Annotated in this window: 18 protein-coding genes, 1 other RNA gene and 1 pseudogene; 12 read left to right on the forward strand and 8 right to left on the reverse strand. The window is 62.5% G+C overall.

Features of this window, described 5'->3' with window-relative positions; genetic code table 11:
• Positions 1–52 precede the first annotated feature (52 nt).
• Together AB6802_RS11740 and AB6802_RS11745 are read right to left on the reverse strand one after the other, a co-directional pair.
• Positions 53–1,231, reverse strand: a complete 1,179-nt coding sequence (locus AB6802_RS11740; protein ID WP_371010260.1) for a lytic murein transglycosylase — start codon at positions 1,229–1,231, stop codon at positions 53–55.
• Positions 1,232–1,408: 177 nt separating this feature from the next.
• Positions 1,409–2,200 carry a GH25 family lysozyme gene (locus tag AB6802_RS11745; RefSeq protein ID WP_371010261.1) on the reverse strand — a complete coding sequence of 264 codons (792 nt, stop codon included), beginning with the start codon at positions 2,198–2,200 and terminating at the stop codon, positions 1,409–1,411.
• A gap of 274 nt (positions 2,201–2,474) precedes the next feature.
• On the opposite strand from AB6802_RS11745, the gene AB6802_RS11750 reads away from it, so the two are divergent.
• Complete coding sequence (locus AB6802_RS11750) at positions 2,475–3,857, forward strand: serine hydrolase domain-containing protein (RefSeq protein ID WP_371010262.1); 1,383 nt, start codon at positions 2,475–2,477, stop codon at positions 3,855–3,857.
• A 19-nt stretch (positions 3,858–3,876) separates the two neighbouring features.
• Here AB6802_RS11750 and AB6802_RS11755 read toward each other — a convergent pair whose 3' ends face one another.
• The 5 genes from AB6802_RS11755 to AB6802_RS11775 all read right to left on the reverse strand — a co-directional run bounded on the left by AB6802_RS11755 (position 3,877) and on the right by AB6802_RS11775 (position 10,256).
• Complete coding sequence (locus tag AB6802_RS11755; RefSeq protein ID WP_371010263.1) at positions 3,877–4,185, reverse strand: HigA family addiction module antitoxin; 309 nt, start codon at positions 4,183–4,185, stop codon at positions 3,877–3,879.
• 8 nt (positions 4,186–4,193) lie between these two features.
• Positions 4,194–4,463, reverse strand: coding sequence for a type II toxin-antitoxin system RelE/ParE family toxin (locus tag AB6802_RS11760; protein WP_371010472.1), 270 nt, complete (start codon positions 4,461–4,463; stop codon positions 4,194–4,196).
• A 147-nt stretch (positions 4,464–4,610) separates the two neighbouring features.
• The gene (locus tag AB6802_RS11765) at positions 4,611–5,288 is read right to left on the reverse strand and encodes a cyclopropane-fatty-acyl-phospholipid synthase family protein (RefSeq protein WP_371010264.1); all 678 of its coding nucleotides are present in this window, start codon (positions 5,286–5,288) and stop codon (positions 4,611–4,613) included.
• Positions 5,285–6,583: a DUF3419 family protein gene (locus tag AB6802_RS11770; protein ID WP_371010265.1), complete on the reverse strand. Its 1,299-nt coding sequence runs from the start codon at positions 6,581–6,583 to the stop codon at positions 5,285–5,287. Before AB6802_RS11770 ends, AB6802_RS11765 begins: the two co-directional genes overlap by 4 nt.
• A 43-nt stretch (positions 6,584–6,626) precedes the next feature.
• A complete protein-coding gene (locus AB6802_RS11775; protein ID WP_371010266.1) occupies positions 6,627–10,256 on the reverse strand; it encodes a hydantoinase B/oxoprolinase family protein in 3,630 nt (1,209 codons plus the stop codon).
• A gap of 177 nt (positions 10,257–10,433) precedes the next feature.
• Here AB6802_RS11775 and AB6802_RS11780 point away from each other — a divergent pair, with 177 nt between their 5' ends.
• The 7 genes and pseudogenes from AB6802_RS11780 to AB6802_RS11810 all read left to right on the forward strand — a co-directional run bounded on the left by AB6802_RS11780 (position 10,434) and on the right by AB6802_RS11810 (position 14,388).
• On the forward strand, positions 10,434–10,637 hold the full coding sequence (locus tag AB6802_RS11780) for a hypothetical protein (protein ID WP_371010267.1): 204 nt from the start codon (positions 10,434–10,436) through the stop codon (positions 10,635–10,637).
• A 125-nt stretch (positions 10,638–10,762) separates the two neighbouring features.
• Complete coding sequence (locus AB6802_RS11785) at positions 10,763–11,482, forward strand: TerB family tellurite resistance protein (protein WP_371010268.1); 720 nt, start codon at positions 10,763–10,765, stop codon at positions 11,480–11,482.
• A complete protein-coding gene (locus tag AB6802_RS11790) occupies positions 11,479–12,246 on the forward strand; it encodes an N-acetylmuramoyl-L-alanine amidase (protein ID WP_371010269.1) in 768 nt (255 codons plus the stop codon). The genes AB6802_RS11785 and AB6802_RS11790 overlap by 4 nt, the downstream gene beginning before the upstream one ends.
• A gap of 185 nt (positions 12,247–12,431) precedes the next feature.
• Entirely contained in the window at positions 12,432–13,121 is a 690-nt protein-coding gene (locus AB6802_RS11795; protein ID WP_371010270.1) for a lytic transglycosylase domain-containing protein, read from the forward strand.
• A gap of 137 nt (positions 13,122–13,258) precedes the next feature.
• Positions 13,259–13,656, forward strand: an RNA gene (gene rnpB, locus AB6802_RS11800) — RNase P RNA component class A.
• A 158-nt stretch (positions 13,657–13,814) separates the two neighbouring features.
• Entirely contained in the window at positions 13,815–14,099 is a 285-nt protein-coding gene (locus AB6802_RS11805; protein WP_371010473.1) for a type II toxin-antitoxin system ParD family antitoxin, read from the forward strand.
• A pseudogene (locus AB6802_RS11810) lies at positions 14,096–14,388 on the forward strand (type II toxin-antitoxin system RelE/ParE family toxin). Before AB6802_RS11805 ends, AB6802_RS11810 begins: the two are co-directional and overlap by 4 nt.
• 9 nt (positions 14,389–14,397) lie before the next feature.
• Here the strand turns inward: AB6802_RS11810 and AB6802_RS11815 are convergent.
• A complete protein-coding gene (locus AB6802_RS11815) occupies positions 14,398–15,513 on the reverse strand; it encodes a cystathionine gamma-lyase (protein ID WP_371010271.1) in 1,116 nt (371 codons plus the stop codon).
• Positions 15,514–15,906: 393 nt separating this feature from the next.
• On the opposite strand from AB6802_RS11815, the gene mraZ reads away from it, so the two are divergent.
• From mraZ to AB6802_RS11835, 4 genes are read left to right on the forward strand one after another with little or no spacing between them, the layout of a single operon-like run.
• Entirely contained in the window at positions 15,907–16,365 is a 459-nt protein-coding gene (gene mraZ / locus AB6802_RS11820) for a division/cell wall cluster transcriptional repressor MraZ (protein WP_371010272.1), read from the forward strand.
• Complete coding sequence (rsmH, locus tag AB6802_RS11825) at positions 16,362–17,378, forward strand: 16S rRNA (cytosine(1402)-N(4))-methyltransferase RsmH (RefSeq protein ID WP_371010273.1); 1,017 nt, start codon at positions 16,362–16,364, stop codon at positions 17,376–17,378. The genes mraZ and rsmH overlap by 4 nt, the downstream gene beginning before the upstream one ends.
• A 4-nt stretch (positions 17,379–17,382) precedes the next feature.
• The gene (locus tag AB6802_RS11830) at positions 17,383–17,778 is read left to right on the forward strand and encodes a hypothetical protein (protein ID WP_371010274.1); all 396 of its coding nucleotides are present in this window, start codon (positions 17,383–17,385) and stop codon (positions 17,776–17,778) included.
• The gene (locus AB6802_RS11835) at positions 17,775–19,496 is read left to right on the forward strand and encodes a peptidoglycan D,D-transpeptidase FtsI family protein (protein ID WP_371010275.1); all 1,722 of its coding nucleotides are present in this window, start codon (positions 17,775–17,777) and stop codon (positions 19,494–19,496) included. The genes AB6802_RS11830 and AB6802_RS11835 overlap by 4 nt, the downstream gene beginning before the upstream one ends.
• Positions 19,497–19,506: the final 10 nt, after the last annotated feature.

The following is a 19,506-nucleotide window of genomic DNA, read 5'->3' on the forward strand; positions in this document are numbered from 1 at the left end:
AGGGGAGTAGTTCCCCAAGCGCTTAACTACCGACTATTGCCTACTCACTCTCTTACAGCTTTCCCAACAGTTCCGGCGTCGGCCAACCATCGACCGACAGCCCAAGCCGCGTCTGCTCCTTGCGGATAGCTTCGCGCGTGTTGGTGCCGAGGATGCCGTCGACCGTGCCGACATCGTAGCCCTTGGCTTCGAGCTTGGTCTGCAGCGCCTTCATCTGGTCGCCGCTAAGGCCTTGCTCGGGCGTGCGCGGGTCGAATTGCGGCGCGCCGGCAAACCGCGTCGCCATCACGGCGGCGGTCAGCGCGTAGGTGAAGGATTGGTTCCATTCCAGGTACACGTCGAAATTCTCATAGGTCAGGAAGGCGGGGCCCTTGCGGCCCATCGGCAGCGCCAGGCCGGCCCTCAGGCCATTGTCGATGAGCGGATTGCCGTTGGGCTCGGTAACGCCCCACTGCGCCCATTGCGAGATCGGCAGCTTGTTGGTGCGGCCGGTCTGGTCCCACGGCATCTCATCGGGCACGCGTACTTCCTGGACCCAGGGCTGGTCGCGCTTCCAGCCGCGCGATTGGATCTTGCTGGCCGTCGTCATGATGACGTCCGGCACGCTGTTCCTGAGGTCCACCTTGCCGTCGCCGTCGCCGTCGACACCATGCGCCAGATAGTCGGTCGGCAGGATCTGTGTCTGGCCGATCTCGCCGGCCCAGGCGCCCTTGACGTCAGCCGGCAGCACGCCGCGATCGATCAAGGTCAGCAGCGGCAGCAGCTGCGGCCGGAACAGTTGCGGACGACGGCAGTCATGCGAGAGCGTGACCAGCGCGTCCAGCGAGTGGAAATCGCCTTGGACGGCGCCGAAATCGGTCTCCAGGCCCCAGAAGGCGGTAATGATGGCCGGCTGGACGCCGAACTCTTTGTCGGCGCGGTCGAAGACATCGGCATATTTCTTCAAATTGGCCGCGCCCTGTTTGAGACGATAGGCCGAGATCATGCGGCTGGAAAATTCGGTGAAGGTCTGGGTGAACACGCCTTGGGCGCGATCGCGGGCCAGCACCTTCTGGTCGATGGTCGCGTCTTCCAGCGCGTCGAGACCGACGGCGCCGACGCCGGCGGCCTTGGCCTCGGTTGCCACGCCCTGTTTCCAGGCCTCGAAATCGCCGCCGCATTGCTGCGCCGCCGCCGGCCAGGCGAGGGCGCCAAGGATCAACGCCGCCAGGATGTCAGTGCGCAATCGCATCGCTTCCCTTTCGAGACCGGCGCATGATCCGATCGAAACCCGAACCGACCGGAGCATGCGTGGATTTCAAAATTCAGGAGCGCCGTTCGCCGCCCGGTTGGGTGCGCGGCTCCTTGTTCATCAGCGGTTGCATGTCGTTCCGCCCGCGCTGTCGAAAAGCAGGCGCGGGGGCGGATGTCAACGGGTGTTCTGCCGCAGCCACTTCTTCCAGGCGGCTTCCGAGCCGTTGAAGACGTTGATGTCGGACTTGCCGGTCATGCCGGGCACGATGCCAGTGCCGGTGTACTGCCAGAAGGTGAAAGGATGGCTGCCATATTTCTCGCGCGGGTGGCCGGCGACCGAGCGCAGCCAGTAGGGATAGCCGCGGAAAGTGGCCAGTTCATTGTCGTCGAAGAAGTCGACGGAGGTGTAGATGATCGGCTTCTTGCCGTAGTGGCGCTCGACGATTTCGAGGAAAGTGGTCATCTCGGCGCGCACGGTTGCCGGATCAGGGCGCAGCCTGCAGGTCGGCGATTTCGGGTTCCATTCCATGTCGAGCACCGGCGGCATGGCCGAGGGATCGTTGGGAACGTTGGCGATGAACCAGCGCGCCTGGGTGGCGGCCGGTGTGCAGAAATAGAAGAAATGATAGGCGGCGCGCGGCACGCCGGACGCCCTGGTGCGCGCCCAGTGCTCGTTGAAATACTCGTCGAAGCGGTCGCCGCCCTCGGTCGCCTTGATGAAGGCGAATGAGATGCCGCTGGCCCTGGCCGTCGGCCAGTCGACCGAGGTCTGATATTTGGAAACGTCGGTGCCATGGACGGCGTAGTTCCATGGCGCGCCGCTATCCCATTCATGCGGCTTGGAGTCCCCGAACTTGGGCGCGCGAACGGCAACATTCTGCGAGGCCGGCGACAGCGGCGACAAATCGTCGACGGTCGAGCAGGCGCCAAGCAGCGTCAGCATCAGGATGGCCGCAAGACGGCGCATGGCATTCCCCGGGGCCGGTTCCAGCCGGCCGCTGATGGGTCCTTGCAGATGGCCGTTGCTTGCGCTGGCCCCCTCCGGACGGTCGCCCCACAGGACCATCCGTTATTCATCGAGCGTCACCCCAACGCGCTTGGCGCATTCAGGCGGCACACCTCCGTGATCGCCGAACATGGTTGATAAACCATTGACGGCGCTCGACAAGAGACATGATTTTGCGGAAGCAATGGCGGCAAATCGATGACATAAATCGAGCTGCGAAATTCAAAGGGAAAAGATGCGCGCTGTCGTGAAGTTCATCAAATGGCTGCTCGGCCTCGTGGTGCTGGCGGTGGTCCCGCTCTTCGCCTGGCTCTATTTCGCCCCGCCCGAGCTTATCCGCGTCGGTTCGGGCTACTCAGCCAAGATCGTCTGTTCCAACGTCTTCGTTGCCGGCCGCGATGCCAATGAGGTCCTGGCGGTCGATGTGCAGGCGCCGGGCCATCCACTGCTCAAGCTGATGAAGGTGTCCGTCGACAAGGAGAGAGGCATCGTTTCGGCTGGGCTGCTTTGGGTGCTGGGCAAGAGTGTTGCCGTTGAGCGTGACGGCGTCGGCTGCGCCTCGGTTCCGGACGGCGACACCGGCAAGGCACGGCAAACGTCGCTGCGCGCGGCGCCGGCCGAGGCGGCGCAAGCCGACGCGCTCTGGCCCGACGGCGAGCGCGTGGATGCTTCGCAGAACCCCGAGATCGCGAAGATCATTGATGATGCATCGATGGCCGGCACAGGCATGCGCGCGATCGTCGTGGTGAAGAACGGCCGCGTTATCGCGGAACGCTATGGCGACGGCTTTTCGGCCAAGACCCCGTTGCTCGGCTGGTCGATGACCAAGACGGTCAATGCCGCGATCATCGGCACGCTGGTCAAGGACGGCAAGATGGCCGTGGACAGCAAGGGGCTGTTCGAGCGGTGGAAAGCCGACGGCCGCGCTGCAATCAGCCTTGCCGACATGATGGCGATGTCGAGCGGGCTTGAGTTCAACGAGGATTATGGCGACGTCGCCGACGTGACGCGCATGCTCTATCTGGAGCCGAACATGGCTGGCTTTGCCGAGAGCAAGCAGCTGACCGGCGAGGTCGGAAAAGTGTTTTCCTATTCGAGCGGCACGGCGGTGATGCTGTCGCGGCTCTGGCAGGATGCGATCGGCGACAAGACGAAGGCGCTTTCCTGGCCGCGCACAGCGCTGTTCGAGCCGCTCGGCATGCACAGCGCGGTGCTCGAGACCGACGAACAGGGCACTTTCGTCGGCTCGTCCTATCTCTACGCCACTGCGCATGACTGGGCGCGTTTCGGCCAGTTCCTGCTGCAGGGCGGCGTGTGGAACGGCAACCAGGTGCTGCCGACAGGCTTCGTCGACTGGATGCGCGAGCCGGCGCCGGCCTCGAAAGTCTATGGCAAGGGCCAGTTGTGGGTCGAAGGTCCAGGCGATGAGGAAAAGCCCGGTGCTGGCTCAGGCGCCGGCCTGCCCAAGGACACCTACTGGATGGAAGGCCATGACGGCCAGACGGTGACGATCATTCCGTCGGAGCAACTGGTCGTGGTGCGTTTGGGCTTGACGCCCGCCAAGTTCGGCTACCGGCCACAAACGATGGTTGGCGCGCTGGTCAAGGCGCTGCATTAGAGGATCGTTCGAAAGCTCTCTATGCGGCGGTCGGCAAAGGCTTGGCGCGGTTGACACGCGCCTGCTCATCGGGCGAATTCATGACCTGCCAAAGATCGTTGCGACGCTGGATGTTCAGCCAGAAATCGGGGCTGTTGCCGAATACCCGCGCCAGGATGAGCGCGGTTGCTGCCGTTACGCTACGGCGATCGTTGCACAACTCGTTCACATGCTTGCGCGGAACCCCCATCGCTTCAGCCAGAGCAGCCTGCGTCAGACCGAGCGGCTGCATGAATTCTTCCGTGAGGATTTCGCCAACCGTTGCAGGCTTGCGTGCGGTCATCAACATGTCTCGTCTCACTTATAGCTATGGTCGTCCAGATATAGGTCCGTCGCTTCACCGCGCCCGCCATCCCAGCGGAAGACTAGCCGCCATTGTTTGTTGAGGCGGATTGAATGGTAGCCTTCGAGATTGCCGCGCAATTTCTCGAAGTGATTGCTGGGTGGCACCCGTAAATCCTGGTCAGTCGCCGCATCGTCGATCATCTGGAGCTTGCGGAATAAACGGCTTTCAAGATCGGACGGAACGTTGCGGGAATGGGTATCATCCACAAAAAAGGCGCGCAGCCATTCGTCTCAAAATTCGATGATCATCACATCGCTCAGGTGATGATCTAATGTACCACCCCTTGGGGCATTCGACAATGTGCCGATGCGACAGATCACGGTCGCTGATATATGGCGACCGCAGCAGCAGACCTCTGGCTGCAAAGTTCAAAGTGCCGGATAAGATCCGATCTTGATGACCGCTAGCCAGGCATAGCCGCGATAAAGCGTTCTGAAGCGGAAGGTTGCGCCGGCACGCTCGGATTCCGATTCAAGCACGTCGCGCAGCGATGCTCGCGGCGTGACGTGGAATTTCTTGAGCCAGCCGCGCAGCATCGTCCGGAACCAGCGCGGCAGGCCTTCCTGCTGGCCGAAGTCGACGACATGCAGCGAACCGCCAGACGCCAGCGCGGCCAGGGCGGCCGACACGGTCTTTTCCCAGCCGGGGATCATCGACAGCGAATAGGACACGAACACGCGGTCGAAGCGCTCGACCCCGAAAAGCGCCTCGGCGTCGAAATCGGTCGCGTCGCCGCGCGCCAGCCTGACCTTGGCCGAGAGACCGTCGCGGGCGATCGCGGCGCTGGCCGTCTCAAGCATTTCGGCCGAGATGTCGAGACCGAAGAAACGGGCGTCGGGATAGCGGTGGGCGGCGAGCACGATGTTGCGGCCGGTGCCGCAGCCGAGTTCGAGCACGCTGCCATTTTGCGGCACATCGAGCCCCTCGATCAGCCGGTCGCGGCCGAGCAGGTAATATTTGCGGGTCAAATCGTAGATATGCCGCTGCCAGCGATAGACGCCGTCCATCAGCTCGGCATGGCTGGCTGGCAGCTCGGTCGTGCTCATGCGGCGCGCTTCACATAGAGGTGGAAGCCGCCGTAGATGGCCGAGCGATCCCTGGCCGAGAATTCGCGCGAGGCATCGCTCTCGTAAGTCCACTGGTCGAGCAGCGAGTTGGAGACGCGACCGGGCAGCAGGCTGGGTTCGGCCGCGGTGCGGAAGATGACACGCGCGCCGACCGATGCGGCGCGGGTGATCTCGGTCCACAGATCGTTGAGCAGGTCGTCGGTCATCCAGTCCTGCGCGTCGAGCAGCACGAAGCGGTCGACGGTGCCGGCATCCTTGCCGGCCAGGAACTTGATCAGATTGGCATGGTGGATGCCGACACGATCGATGTTGTCGCGAATGGTCTTGTAGTTCGCCTGTTCCAGATAGGCGGGAAGGGCCGCCTCGCCGGGCCGCGGATAACGGCGGGCAAAGGCCTGCCAGGCGAAATAATTGGTCTTCAGCGGGAAGTCGCAAGCGAGCTTTTCCAGCCGCGCCTTCAACACGCTGGCCATCGAGCCGTCGCCGGAGGTGATCAGCGAATCATACTGTGCCGGCGGAATGCCGAGGCCGAACAGCGAAGCCTTGCGCGAGGTTGCCCAGCGCAGCAGTTTCTTGTCGAAGATCGGCGCCAGCTCCTCGTTGAAGAAACGGCGCTGCTCGCCGATGTTCCGGGCCTTCATGATGCCGGCGGGATCGACACCGAACAGCTTGCCGACACGATGGCCCATGGCGATGAAGAGGCCGAGCAGGCCGGTCTGGTAGAAATTGCGGTCGAAGACCGAGATGCGGCGGCGGCCGCGCCAGCTGCGGCGCTCCCAGTAATGGCGGCTGACCGGATCGAGATGCGGCGCGATGAAGCGATCGTAGGCATCCGAATTATGGCTGGTGTCGGCGGCGCCGAAAAAGCAGAACAGGTCGCCCTGTGACGGCAGGTGGCGCACGGCCTCAAGCTTCATGCGGTTGAGCGCAATATGCGCGGCGTTGAGGTCGACGGCGTCGATGCTCGCCGGCGAGCGGGTCAGGTAGGCCAGAATGTTGCAGCCGCCTGACGCAATTGTGACGACGCGGTGGCCGGCGCCGAGCTGCATGGCCTCCATGTCGACATCCGGGTCTTCCCAGATCTGCGGGTAGACGAGGCCGGAGAACAGGAAAGCGAAAAGCCGCTCGGAAATGCCGTCTTTCGACAATGCGCGGTTTTGGTAGACCGCTTTTCCGACTTCCTTGCCGCGGCTATAAACGAGTTCTCCGGAAACATCCGACATGGCAAGGTGATTCCCCGTTTGCGTTGGCGCAAGCGGGTAGCGCAGCGTCATGACAGGCAGGTGACAGGCTGTTGACGGCTGGTTGAAGGGAAACCTACGCTTTGCCGAACGCTCCAGGGGTTGGCGTCATCACAATAACCGCTTCGCCGGCCTCGAGCACAGTCTGGTCGCAGGCCTTCAACGTCTCGACGCTGCCGTCCTTGCGCCTGACCTTGGTCGAGCCGGCCTCGCCGTCGCCGCCGCCGTCGAGGCCTTGCGGCGGGCGGTTACGGTGCGAGGACAGGATCGCGCATTCCATCTTCTCGAGGAAGCGGATGGCGCGCTTGGTGCCGTCGCCGGCGTTCCACTTGCCTTTGCCGCCGGAGCCCTCGCGGATGTGGAAGTCTTCCAGCACCACCGGGAAGCGCAGCTCCAGCACCTCCGGATCGGTAAGGCGCGAATTGGTCATGTGGGTGTGGACGCCGGACGTGCCGGCAAAGCCGCGGCCGGAGTTCATCTGGCCGGCCGGCGAGCCGGAGCAGATCGTCTCGTAGTATTGGTATTTCTTGTTGCCGAAGGTCAGGTTGTTCATCGTGCCCTGCGCGTTGGCGATCGCGCCCATGGCGCCGAATAGCGCGTTGGTGACGTGCTGCGAGGTCTCGACATTGCCGGCCACGACAGCGGCCGGATAGGCAGGTTTCAGCATCGAGCCGTCGGGGATGATGATGTTGATCGGCCGCAAGCACCCGGCATTCATCGGGATCATGTCCTCGACCATGACGCGGAAGGCGTAGAGTACAGCAGCGCGGGCGACCGGCTCCGGCGCATTGAAGTTGTTCTTCATCACCGGCGAGGTGCCGGTGAAATCGACGGTCGCTTCACGCTTGTTGCGGTCGACGCTGATCTTGACCTTGATCACCTGGCCAGTGTCGGTCGAGTACTCGTATTGCGAAGCATCGGGCAGCCGTTCCAGAACGCGGCGCACGCTTTCGGCGGCGTTGTCCTGGACATGACCCATATAGGCCTCGACGACATCGAGGCCGAAATGCGTGACCATCTTGCGCAATTCCGCCACGCCCTTCTCGTTGGCGGCGATCTGCGCCTTGAGGTCGGCGATGTTCTGGACCGGATTGCGGGCGGGGTAGGGGTGGTCGGTGAGAAGCGTTTCCAGTTCCTTCTCTCGGAAACGGCCGCGGTCGACGATGCGGAAATTGTCGAACAGCACGCCTTCCTCGTCGACCGTGGTGGCCAGAGGCGTCATCGAACCAGGCGCGGTGCCGCCGACATCAGCATGATGGCCGCGCGAGGCTGCCCAGAACAGGATCTTGTCCTTTGCGTCGTCAAACACCGGCGTCACCACGGTGATGTCGGGCAGATGCGTGCCGCCGTTGTAAGGGGCATTCAGCGCAAAGACGTCGCCGGGATGGATATCGCCGGAATTCAGCCGGATGATGGTCTCGACCGAGCGATCCATGGAGCCCAGATGCACCGGCATATGCGGCGCGTTGGCGACCAGCGCGCCGTGGCGGTCGAAGACCGCGCAGGAGAAATCCAGCCGTTCCTTGATGTTCACCGAATAGGCGGTGTTCTGCAGCGTCACGCCCATCTGCTCGGCGATCGACATGAAGAGATTGTTGAAGACCTCGAGCATCACCGGATCGGCTTCGGTGCCTAGCGCGGCGGCGCGCAGCTTCTTGACCACGCGGCGTATCACGACGTGGTTGAGATTGGTGATTTCAGCGCGCCAGCCCGGCTCGACGACGATGGTCTGGTTGGCTTCGATGATCAGGGCAGGGCCGGCGACCACGTTGGATGGGCGCAGGTTTTCGCGGCGGTAGATACCGGCTTCGTGCCAGTTGCCCTCGCAATAGATGCGCCGGCTTTCCGATGGCTTCGGCTCCGTCCCCGCAGGCCCGGCGGGCGCATAGGCTTCAGCGTTGCTTTCGGCGATTTCGGCGCCCTCGACGCCGACAGCTTCGACGATCATCGGCTTGTTGTCGTAGACGAAGCCGAACTGAGCCTTGTGGGCGATCTCGAAATCGCGCCTGGCCTGGAAAATCGAGTCTTCCGTGAAATTCACCGGCAGTGTCGTGTCGGTGCCGTCGTAGCGGATGTGGAGCACCGGTTTCGCGGCTACCGCATCCTGCGCGATGCCTTGCGCCGAGAGGTCGGCGATGACGGCTTTGCGCAAATCGGAGATGAGATTGCCGATATCGGTCCTGGATTCTTCCGCCAGCGGTTTGAGCAATGCCTGCTGGCGCGAGGCGAAGACCGAGGACAGGCCGATGCCGTAAGCCGAAAGCAGGCCGGAGAAGGGGTGAATCAGCACGGCCTCCATGCCAAGCGCATCGGCTACGAGGCAGGCGTGCTGGCCGCCGGCGCCGCCAAAACAGTTCAGGAGATATTCGGTGACGTCGTAGCCGCGCTGCACCGAAATCTTCTTGATGGCGTTGGCCATGTTCTCGACGGCGATGGTGATAAAACCTTCGGCAACCGCTTCGGGCGAGCGGCCGTCGCCGATTTCAGCCGCGAGCGCCGCGAATTTGTCGCGCACCGTTTTCGCATCGAGCGGCTGGTCCTGGCCCGGTCCAAAAATCGTCGGGAAGAAATCCGGCTGCAATTTGCCGAGCATGACATTGGCGTCGGTCACGGCGAGCGGACCGCCGCGCCGGTAGGCGGCAGGGCCCGGATTGGCGCCGGCGGAATCCGGCCCGACGCGGAAGCGGCCGGCCTCATAGTGCAGGATCGAGCCGCCGCCGGCGGCGACGGTGTGGATGCGCATCATCGGCGCGCGGATGCGCACGCCGGCGACTTCGGTGTCGAAGGCGCGTTCGTATTCGCCGTCATAATGGGCGACGTCGGTCGAGGTGCCGCCCATGTCGAAGCCGATGACCTTTTCGAAGCCGGCGAGCTTGGCCGTCTCGACCATGCCGACAACGCCGCCCGCAGGTCCCGACAGCAGCGCGTCCTTGCCCTGGAACATGTCGGCGGCGGTCAATCCGCCCGACGACATCATGAACATCAGGCGCGGGTCGGTGCCGAGTTCGCCGGCCACCCTTTGCAAATAGCGCGACAGGATCGGCGACAGGTAGGCGTCGACCACGGTGGTGTCGCCGCGGCCGACCAGCTTGATCAGCGGCGAGACCTCGTGGCTGACCGAGACCTGGCTGAAGCCGATCTTGCGGCAGACCTTGGCCACGGCCTTCTCGTGATCCGGATACTTCCAGGCATGCATGAAGACGATTGCGACCGCGTCGATGCCGTCGGCCTTGGCCTGCTCGATCGCCGGCCGGCAGGCGGCGATGTCGAGTAGGCGCTCGACGCAGCCGTCGGCGAGCACGCGTTCGTCGATCTCGATGACGCGCTCATAGAGCTGCTCGGGCAGGATGATCTCCTTGGCGAAGATATCCGGCCGCGCCTGATAGGCTATGCGCAGCGCATCGCGAAAGCCCTTGGTGATGAGCAGGAGGACACGGTCGCCCTTGCGCTCGAGCAGCGCATTGGTGGCAACCGTGGTGCCCATTTTGACGTCGCCGACCAGTCCGGACGGGATCGCCGCGCCGGCATCGAGCCCAAGCAGGTCGCGAATGCCCTGGATGGCAGCGTCGGCATAGGCTTCGGGGTTTTCCGACAGAAGCTTGCGCGGATGCAGGCCGCCTTGCGGATCACGACCGATGACATCGGTGAAGGTGCCGCCGCGATCGATCCAGAAATCCCATTTTTTGGCCTCTGCGGTGTTCGACATTCTGCTTTTACCCAATGGATTCAGACATGCGCGCTGCCAGCCCGCTGTGTTTAAGCCCGGCAATCGTAAGTTGGTGTTACATACGGAAATGCAACGTTACGAAACTCAGGCTTCGCTGGCGCATTTCTTATCTGACCGTTCACCAAAACGTGAGCGTTTATTTGAAGGAGAGATGTCATGAAGAAGCTCATTCTTGCGTCGATTTCGGCTTTGGCCCTTTTGGGTGTCGCCGCGTGCAGCGACAGCGGCACCGACAAGACCACGACCCAGAGCACCAATCCGCCGGCCAACGACACGATGAAGCCGGCATCGCCAGACGCTTCGAAGCCTGCTGAACCGGCTCCGGCAACAAATCCGGCTCCTGCCGCGCCTGCGCAGTAAGAGCTGACACAGCCAATACTCAAGAGGGCCGGCGCCTTGCCGGCCTTCTTTCTGGCCCAGATAGATTCGCCCTGCGGCATCGTCCCGACTTGATAGAACCGCCCGGTTCGCTCTATGAAGCCGGCATGTCGATTTGGGACCGCCTTGGCGATTTCATCGCTCGTGTTTCGTCGTCGGCGTCTTCGGGCGTCGCGGACGTCGTGGAAGCCGTGCGGACCGTCTTCTCCGGCGATCCGGATCTGCGCCGGCGTGTCGCTTTCTCGGTGGCGATGATCGCGCTGTCGGCCAAGATGGCCAAGGCGGACGGCATCGTCACCCAGGACGAGGTGCGCGCCTTCCAGGAAATCTTTGAGGTGCCGCCGAGCGAGACGCGCAATGTGGCGCGGCTCTACGACATCGCCAAACAGGACGTTGCCGGCTTCGAGATCTATGCCCAGCGCATGGCCGGGCTCTGCGGTTCGGGCCATGCCAACTGCATGATGCTGGAAGATATCCTCGATGGGTTGTTCCACATCGCCAAGGCCGACGGCCTGATCCATGAGCATGAAGGGCAGTTCCTGCATCGGATTGCCGAGATCTTTCGGATCGACGAGGCACATTACGAGGCGATCCTGTCGCGGCACGTCAATCTCGGCGCCGCCGACCCTTATGTCGTTCTCGGCATCGAGCGCGGCAAGCCGTTCGAGGAAATCAAGAAGCGCTACCGCAAGCTGATCTCCGACAATCACCCCGACAGGCTGATCGCGCGCGGCCTGCCCCAGGAATTCATCAAGATCGCCACGACCAGGGTCGCGGCGATCAACACCGCCTATGAGATGATCGAGCGGGGCCTCAGGCACGCATGAGCGGTTTTCTGCCGGAACATCCTGGTGCCGAGGTCCGGGTGTCGCCGAATTTCGGGCCGCGCCGCGAGACTCTCAGGCCCGACATGATCGTTTTGCACTATACCGGCATGGCGAGCGGCGCCGGCGCCGAGGCGTGGCTTTGCAACCCTGAGAGCGAAGTATCCTCACATTATCTGGTCTATGAGGACGGACGCATCGTCCAGATGGTACGCGAGCAGGACCGCGCCTGGCATGCCGGCAAGAGTTCGTGGTTCGGGCGCACCGACATCAACTCCTGTTCGGTCGGCATCGAGATCGTCAATCCTGGACATTCGCTGGGCTACAAGGCATTTCCGAAACGGCAGATCGAGGCGGTCACCAGCCTGTGCGTGGGGATCGTCGGACGCTATTTGATCCCGGCCGAAAGAGTGCTTGCCCATTCGGATGTCGCGCCTGGGCGCAAGGTCGATCCAGGCGAAAAATTCCCCTGGAAAGCCTTGTTTGCCGCCGGCGTCGGCCATCTGGTGCCGGCTGCGGCGATCCGATCGGGCGCGTCGCTGCGTGCAGGTGATACAGGCGCCGATGTCGAGGCGTTGCAGTCGATGCTGGCGCTCTATGGCTATGGCGTCGAGATCTCCGGTGTCTATGACCATCAGACCGAAATCGTGGTGTCGGCTTTCCAACGGCATTTTCGCCGGCGGCTGGTCGACGGCGTGGCCGATCAATCGACGATCAGCACGTTGCAAAGGCTCCTGGCTTCCCTTAAGGCAGCCTCCGCCAAATAATCGCGGCAGGGTCTTTTAATTACAATCCGTCACTTAAAGTGAATTGCCTCGCCTTCATTGCCGCCAATTCCACGGCCAAATGCCTCTCCCGCAAGTCGTCGGGCGTTTAGCCTCCCGGACGCTCCGACGTTGAATTGGAACAACTGCGCGAAGTTCTTCGCGCAGTTCTAACAGAACAGGATTACATGCAAAATTTGACCGTTGTAGCGGCAGCTGTTGCTGCCGGAGTGATAAGCTTTGCCTTCAGCCCGGCGAACAGCGCCCCCTTGAGCCCCCGCGCAGACAATGGCTTCGCCGCCGTCCCCGCAACACTGAAAGCAGCCGAGGCCAGCAAAATCTCAAAAAGAGCGCCAAAGGGTCAGAAGGTGGCTGCGATCAAGGCAACACAATCAACGGCCAAACGGGCCAAGCGCGGCAGAAAGACCATCGACTTTACCACGACGGCTTCGATCCACCCCGAGAAACCAGCCTCGACCCCAGCCGCTGGCGACGGCCAGTATTCGGCGATCATCGCCCGCTATGCCGCGAGCTATGGCGTTCCGGTGTCGCTGGCCAAGGCGGTCATCAAGATCGAAAGCAATTATCGGCCGCATATGGTCGGCGGCGCCGGCGAGATCGGCCTGATGCAAATCAAGCCCGCGACGGCGCGCATGATGGGCTACAATGGTTCGGCCAAGGGATTGTTCGATCCGGACACCAACATCAAATACGGCATGAAGTACCTCGCCATGGCGCGGGATCTCGGCGGCGGCACCACCTGCGGCACGATCCTGAAATACAATGCCGGCCACGGCGCAACGCGGATGAACCCGATCTCCGCCGCCTATTGCAGCAAGGTGAAGGTGCAGATGGCGGCGCTCGGCTCACCGGCTTAAGGCAGATTGTCTCTTTGCATGTCATAATCGGAAAACCGCCGGGCACCCTAGGGTTAGGCCCGAGGGCATGCTTTTGGGCGACATGCATTAGCTTTTTCGTTTGCGTTTTCAGGTGGGAATCCCTTTATACGCGCTTGTCAGCTGGCCGGGCGGCCGCACCCGCGACAAGTCGAAAGGCTGCGGGTGAGGAAAGTCCGGGCTCCATGGAGACACGGTGCCGGCTAACGGCCGGCGGGGGCGACCCCAGGGAAAGTGCCACAGAAAGCAAACCGCCGCGGCTCCGGCCGCGGCAAGGGTGAAAGGGTGGGGTAAGAGCCCACCGCGCGACTGGCAACAGGAGCGGCACGGTAAACCCCACCGGGAGCAAAACCGAATAGGGGCGGTGCGAAGGGAAACCTTCGAGGGCTGTTTCCGGCTCACCGCCCGGGTAGGTTGCGTGAGGCGCATGGCAACATGCGCCCAAGATGAATGGCCGCCACGTTCTCGCCCTCGGGCGAGGGCCATACAGAACCCGGCTTACAGGCCAGCTGGCATTTTCTCCGTTGGCGATAGCTGAACGGGATCAGAAGGTTACGCCGAAAGGCGGGCCTTTTGATTCAAAGCATCACGCAAGACAGCGCTCGATGTGGCCAAAGGTGTTCCTTGAAGCTGGTGCGATTTAATCGTACCATAGAGGAGCAAACGGAGTGCGTCATGGGCCAGGTCGACAAACGCAGCATCACGCTTTCGCCGGAACTGGCGGCCGCGGTCGACGACGTTGTCGCCGCAGGCGAATATGCTTCCGCCAGCGAAGTAATCCGCGATGCGCTGAGGCAATGGAAAGATCGCCGCGATCTGCTCGGTTACACCGTCGAGGAACTGCGCAAGCTGGTACAGGAAGGGATCGACAGCGGCCCGGCGCTGGAGGGGCCGCCGATCATCGAACGAGCGCGCGCCAAATATCTCAAGATGGCTGAAGCGAAAGGCTTCGAAAAGTGAAATACCAGCTGCTTCCTCAAGCGGCGGTCGATCTCGAAGATATTGGCGACTATATCGCCAGCCACAATCCCAACGCCGCGGTCCGTTTCGTGGATGCCTTGGAAAGGCGATGGAGCTTGCTCACCTTGCATCCTTTTCAGGTGCCCCGCGAGACGATATTGCGCTTGGTATGCGGCATCTGATTGTTGGTGAATACCTTACCTTGTACCGGGTCGGTCACGATGCGATCGAAATTGTCCGCGTACTACATGCCCATCGCAAAATCGAAGCGGGTGACATGAGCCCGTAACAGGGTCGCTTAACTGGAGATCTCATCCAGCGACGCCTCGATGGCCTGCCACAATTCTTCCACCGGTTCGCATCCAATCGATAGGCGCACGAATCCTGGCGGCACGGCGTCACCGCGCTTCGAACGCCGTTCGGCCGATGTGTGCACGCCGCCGAAGGAGGTTGCCGATTCAATCAGTGGGCAGTTGTCGATGAAAGCCTCCGCTTTCTGTTCCGAGGCGAGTTCGAACGAAATCAGGAAACCGAAGCGTTCCATATGGGCGCGCGCCAGATTGTGCGACGGATCGCCATCGAGGCCGGGATAGCGCAGACCGGTCACGGTGCGGTGGGCTTTCAGTCTTTTTGCGATTGTCTCGGCCGAAGAACACATCCGGTCGAAACGCACCTCCAGCGTTTCCAGTCCGCGATGCACCAGCCATGCCTCGAACGGTCCGGGAATCCCGCCGACCATGCCGCGCCAGTCGCTGACCTTGGCGATGATCTCCGGATTGCGGCTGGCGACATGGCCAAACAGCACGTCGGAATGACCATTCACCGCCTTGGTGTCGGCGGACACGACGATGTCGGCGCCGAGATCGAGTGGACGCTGGCCGAACGGCGTCATCGTCGTGTTGTCGACGACAAGCAGCCCATCCTGCCGGTGAACGGCTTCGGCGATCGCCGCGATATCGCAGATGTCCAGTCGCGGATTGGATGGCGTTTCGGCAAAGACCAGCCGGTAGCCATCGAAGCCGCCATCAAGGAAGGTCGGCGTTGGCCTTGTGTCGCAGGCGATGCCGAGGGGTTTCAGGAAGCGCTCCGCCATGGCGCGGGTGGCGTGGTAGCCATCTGACGGCAAAAGCACGCGGTCGCCCGATTTCAGCAGCGCGAAAAACACCGACGAGATCGCGCCCATTCCGGACGGGAAGCTGACGCATTGCGCGTCTTCGAGATGGCCGAGCGCGTGTTCGACGGCGCGCCATGTCGGATTGTCGTAGCGGCCGTATTGGTCGAAGCCGGCCTCAGTGCCGGGTGTGTGGAAGATCGAGGCCATGGTCAGCGGCAAGGGGATCGGATCGCCTTTGGCGAAACCATGGCTGCGCAAATGGGCAAGTGCCGCAGCGCGTGACTGCGCGGTGTCGGACATGAGGCTCGATCCTTTGGCTGAATAGCAATCGCCGCCGACGCTATGCGGGGCGGCAGCTCACATCAAGTTGGGTCTTTTTGGGCCAGAGGGCTCTAAACGCTTCGTTAGGCTTAATGGAGGATAAAAATCAGACGTGCCTTCAGCCTGCTCTTCCTGGTTGTGGCGCGTATGTTTGTGATGCCTACTCCCGTTGACGCCCATAGTGCCCCATGATATCCCATTTAAATCAAGCTTTCGTTCCGCGTCAGGGTGAAGCGTACGCCAATCGGGCAGTCGCGGCGGCTGCACGTTTGCCGGTTTTTGCCCTGGTGAATGAAGCGATTTGTCGCGTGCGCGGGGGCGCGGAGACCAATATGGAAAGGGGTGCGGCGGCGAAAGCGGCTGTAGCGTTCATTGGACCGTTTTCTGTCAAACACGGTGAGCAGGATCGATGCGAAGGGGCGGGTGTCCGTTCCGGCGCATTTTCGCGCCGTCGTGCAGAAACGCGGTTATTCGGAGCTTTACGCGCTGCGCTGCCTGGACCTGCCGGCGATGGATGTCGGCGGGCTCGACCTGCTCGACCGCTACGAGCAGCGGATTGCGCTGGAAGACCCGTTCCTGCAGACAGCGGACGACATGTCGTTCTTCTGCCATGGCGACGGAACGTTTCTGAAGCTGGACCAGGATGGCCGCATCACCACGACCGATTTCATCCGCGAGCATACGGGCATCTCGAACGAGGTGGCTTTCGTCGGCCGCGGCAATTTCTTTCAAGTTTGGGAGCCGGGACGGCTTGCCGCCTATGGGGCGCAAGCGCGGGCCAGGCTGTTGCAGCTTCGGCAGGGGACGAAGCCTGGGGAGCGATCGGAATGATGGCTGGCCACGGCGAGGGATCTCACGCCGTTGGCGGACTGGCCCGTCACATTCCGGTCCTCCTTGCCGAAGTACTTGAGGCTGTCCAGCCGAAGCCAGGCGAGACGATCGTCGACGGGACATTCGGCGCCGGCGGCTACACCAGCGCGATCCTCGATCGCGGCGCCTCAGTGGTGGCGATCGATCGCGACCCGGATGCGATTTTAGCGGGCAGGGCGCTCGAGCAGCAGGCGGGCGGCAGGCTGACGCTTGTCCAGGCGCCGTTCTCGACGCTGGATGAGCATGTCGAAAGCGCCGACGGCGTCGTGCTCGATATCGGCGTTTCGTCCATGCAGCTCGACCAGGCCGAGCGCGGCTTTTCCTTCCGCGCCGACGGGCCGCTCGACATGCGCATGGCGCAGGCGGGCTTGAGCGCCGCCGACGTCGTCAACAGTTTCAAGGCGGGCGATCTTGCCCGCATCTTCGGTTTCCTCGGCGAAGAGCGCCATGCCGGCCGCATCGCGCGCATGATCGAGAGCCGGCGTGACAAGCGGCCTTTCGAGCGCACGCTCGATCTTGCCGACGCGATCTCCACCCATATCGGCCGCGCGCCGAAGGATAAGATCCATCCGGCGACGCGCGTCTTCCAGGCGCTGCGCATCTTCGTCAATGACGAGCTTGGCGAACTGGCCACAGCGCTATTTGCCGCGGAGCGGGTGCTGAAGCCCGGCGGACGGCTTGTTGTGGTGACCTTCCACTCGCTGGAAGACCGCATCGTCAAGCGCTTCATCGCCGATCGCGCCGAGGCAGCCAGCGGCTCGCGCCATATGCCTGACGCGCCGCTGCGTGTTGCGACCTTCCGCAAGTCCGGCGGCGGCGTCACGGCGGGTGAGACCGAGATAGAAACCAACCCGCGGGCGCGTTCGGCAAGGCTGCGCGCGGCGATCCGCACTGAGGCGCCGGCGCGCGCCGGCGATTTTTCGATTTTCGGCCTTCCAAAGCTTCCCGCCGTCGAGCGGCCGGGGGAGAGGTAAGCACGTGTTTCGTACCAGCGACATAGTCCTGATCGCCGTCATGGTCTCGGCGGCCGCCTTGACCTACAAGACCAAGCGCGAAGCCGAGGAGCAGATGAAGGCTGTGCGCAACATTCAGGCGCAGATCCACTATGAGGAAGAAACGATCGATCTTCTCAAAGCGGATTGGAGCCTGCTCACCCAGCCCTCGCGCCTGCAGAAGCTCGCCGACGCTTACAAGAGCCAGCTCGGGCTCGAACCGGTCAACGCGCACCAGATTGGCGGCCTTGACGATATTCCCGTGAAGCCCGTGACCATCGAGGACCTCACCTCGCAGCGGTTTGGCGGCATGGCCGACAATTCCGACAAGCAGCCGTCAGACGGCAAGGACCCTGTGGTCACCGGGAGCACCGTGCAATGATCAGCAGGCTTCCCAGGATCGGTAACCTGCTCAGGCGGCGCACGAAGGCGGCGGAAAAGGGCTCGATCGTCGTCGATGCCCGCAAGGCGACCGGCGGCAAGGCCAAGACGCGTATCGTCATGACGATGGCGGTGTTCTTCACCATCTATTCGACGATTGCCGGCCGCCTGGTCTATCTCGGCATGCAGAGCCCCGACCTGTCGGGCGGGCCGCAGAGTCGGGTCACCGCGTCGCGGCCGGATATCGTCGACCGTAACGGCGAAGTGCTGGCGACCGACATCAAGACGGCATCGCTGTTTGCCGAGCCGCGCCGCATCGTCGATGCCGACGAGGCGATCGAGAAATTGTCGACCGTGCTTCCCGAGATCGACTACGAGCAGACCTACCATAAGCTCAAGAGCGGCGCCGGTTTCGTCTGGCTGCAGCGGCAGCTGACGCCCAAGCAGCAGTCCGACATCATGGCGCTGGGCGTTCCCGGTCTCGGCTTCCGCACCGAAAAGCGCCGCTTCTACCCGAGCGGCGAGACGTCTTCCTACATTGTCGGGCTGACCAACATCGACAACCAGGGCATCTCCGGCATGGAGAAGTATATCGACGAGCAGGGTTTGAGCGACCTGCAGGCGTCGGGCCTGGCGGTGGCCAAGGATCTGAAGCCCGTGAAGCTCTCGATCGATCTGCGTGTCCAGCATGTGGTGCGCGACGAGGTCGCCGCCGGCCTGGAGCGCTATCGCGCCCTAGGCGCCGGCGGCGTCGTGCTGAACATCAAGACCGGCGAAGTGATCGCCATGGCCTCGGTGCCGGATTTCGATCCGAACAATCCATACAATGCCCAGGAAAAGGACCGCCTGAACCGCATGTCGGCCGGCCTCTATGAGATGGGCTCGACCTTCAAAAGCTTCACCTCGGCCATGACGCTCGATTCCGGCAAGGCTAACATGAACAGCCGTTTCGACGCGTCGCATCCGATCCGGGTCGGCCATCAGGCCATCCACGATTTCCATGGCAAGAACCGCGTGCTGTCGCTGCCGGAAGTGTTCCTCTATTCCTCCAACATCGGATCGGCCCGTGAGGCCGAACTGGTCGGCATCGAGGGGCATCGCGAATTCCTGCATCGCCTTGGCATCCTGGACAGGATGCAGACCGAACTGCCGGAAGTCGCCCGCCCGACCGAACCGAAGGTCTGGAAACAGGTCAATTCCTTCACCATCGCCTTCGGCCATGGCGTGTCGACGACGCCGCTGCAGGCCGCTGTCGGTTGCGCGGCGCTGATGCAGGGCTATCTGATCCAGCCGACGTTCCTGGTCCGCAGCGAGCAGGACGCGATGGCGGTGGCCAAGAAAGTCGTCAGCGACAAGACCGTACAGGGCATGCGCTATCTCTATTCACTCAACGCCGAGAAGGGCTCGGCCAGAAACGCCAGGGTCCCGGGCTACCGCGTTGGCGGCAAGACCGGAACGGCCGAGAAGGTCATCAACGGCCGTTACTCCAAAGAGCTGAATTTCAACACCTTTGTCGCCGCTTTCCCGATGGACGATCCGCAATATCTCGTCTTTACGATTGCCGACGCTCCGCATCCGGAAAAGCCCGGGATGACGGACGTCGCGGCCAACAATGCGGGTGTCATGGCCGGCAACATCATCCGGCGAGCGGCGGCCATGCTTGGCGTGAAACCAGATTTCAGCCATGAAAATGGTGCAACGCTGGTTTCCTATGAGTGATTCTTGGAGC

It is taken from the genome of Mesorhizobium sp. RCC_202 (genome assembly GCF_041355295.1).
GTDB lineage: Bacteria > Pseudomonadota > Alphaproteobacteria > Rhizobiales > Rhizobiaceae > Mesorhizobium.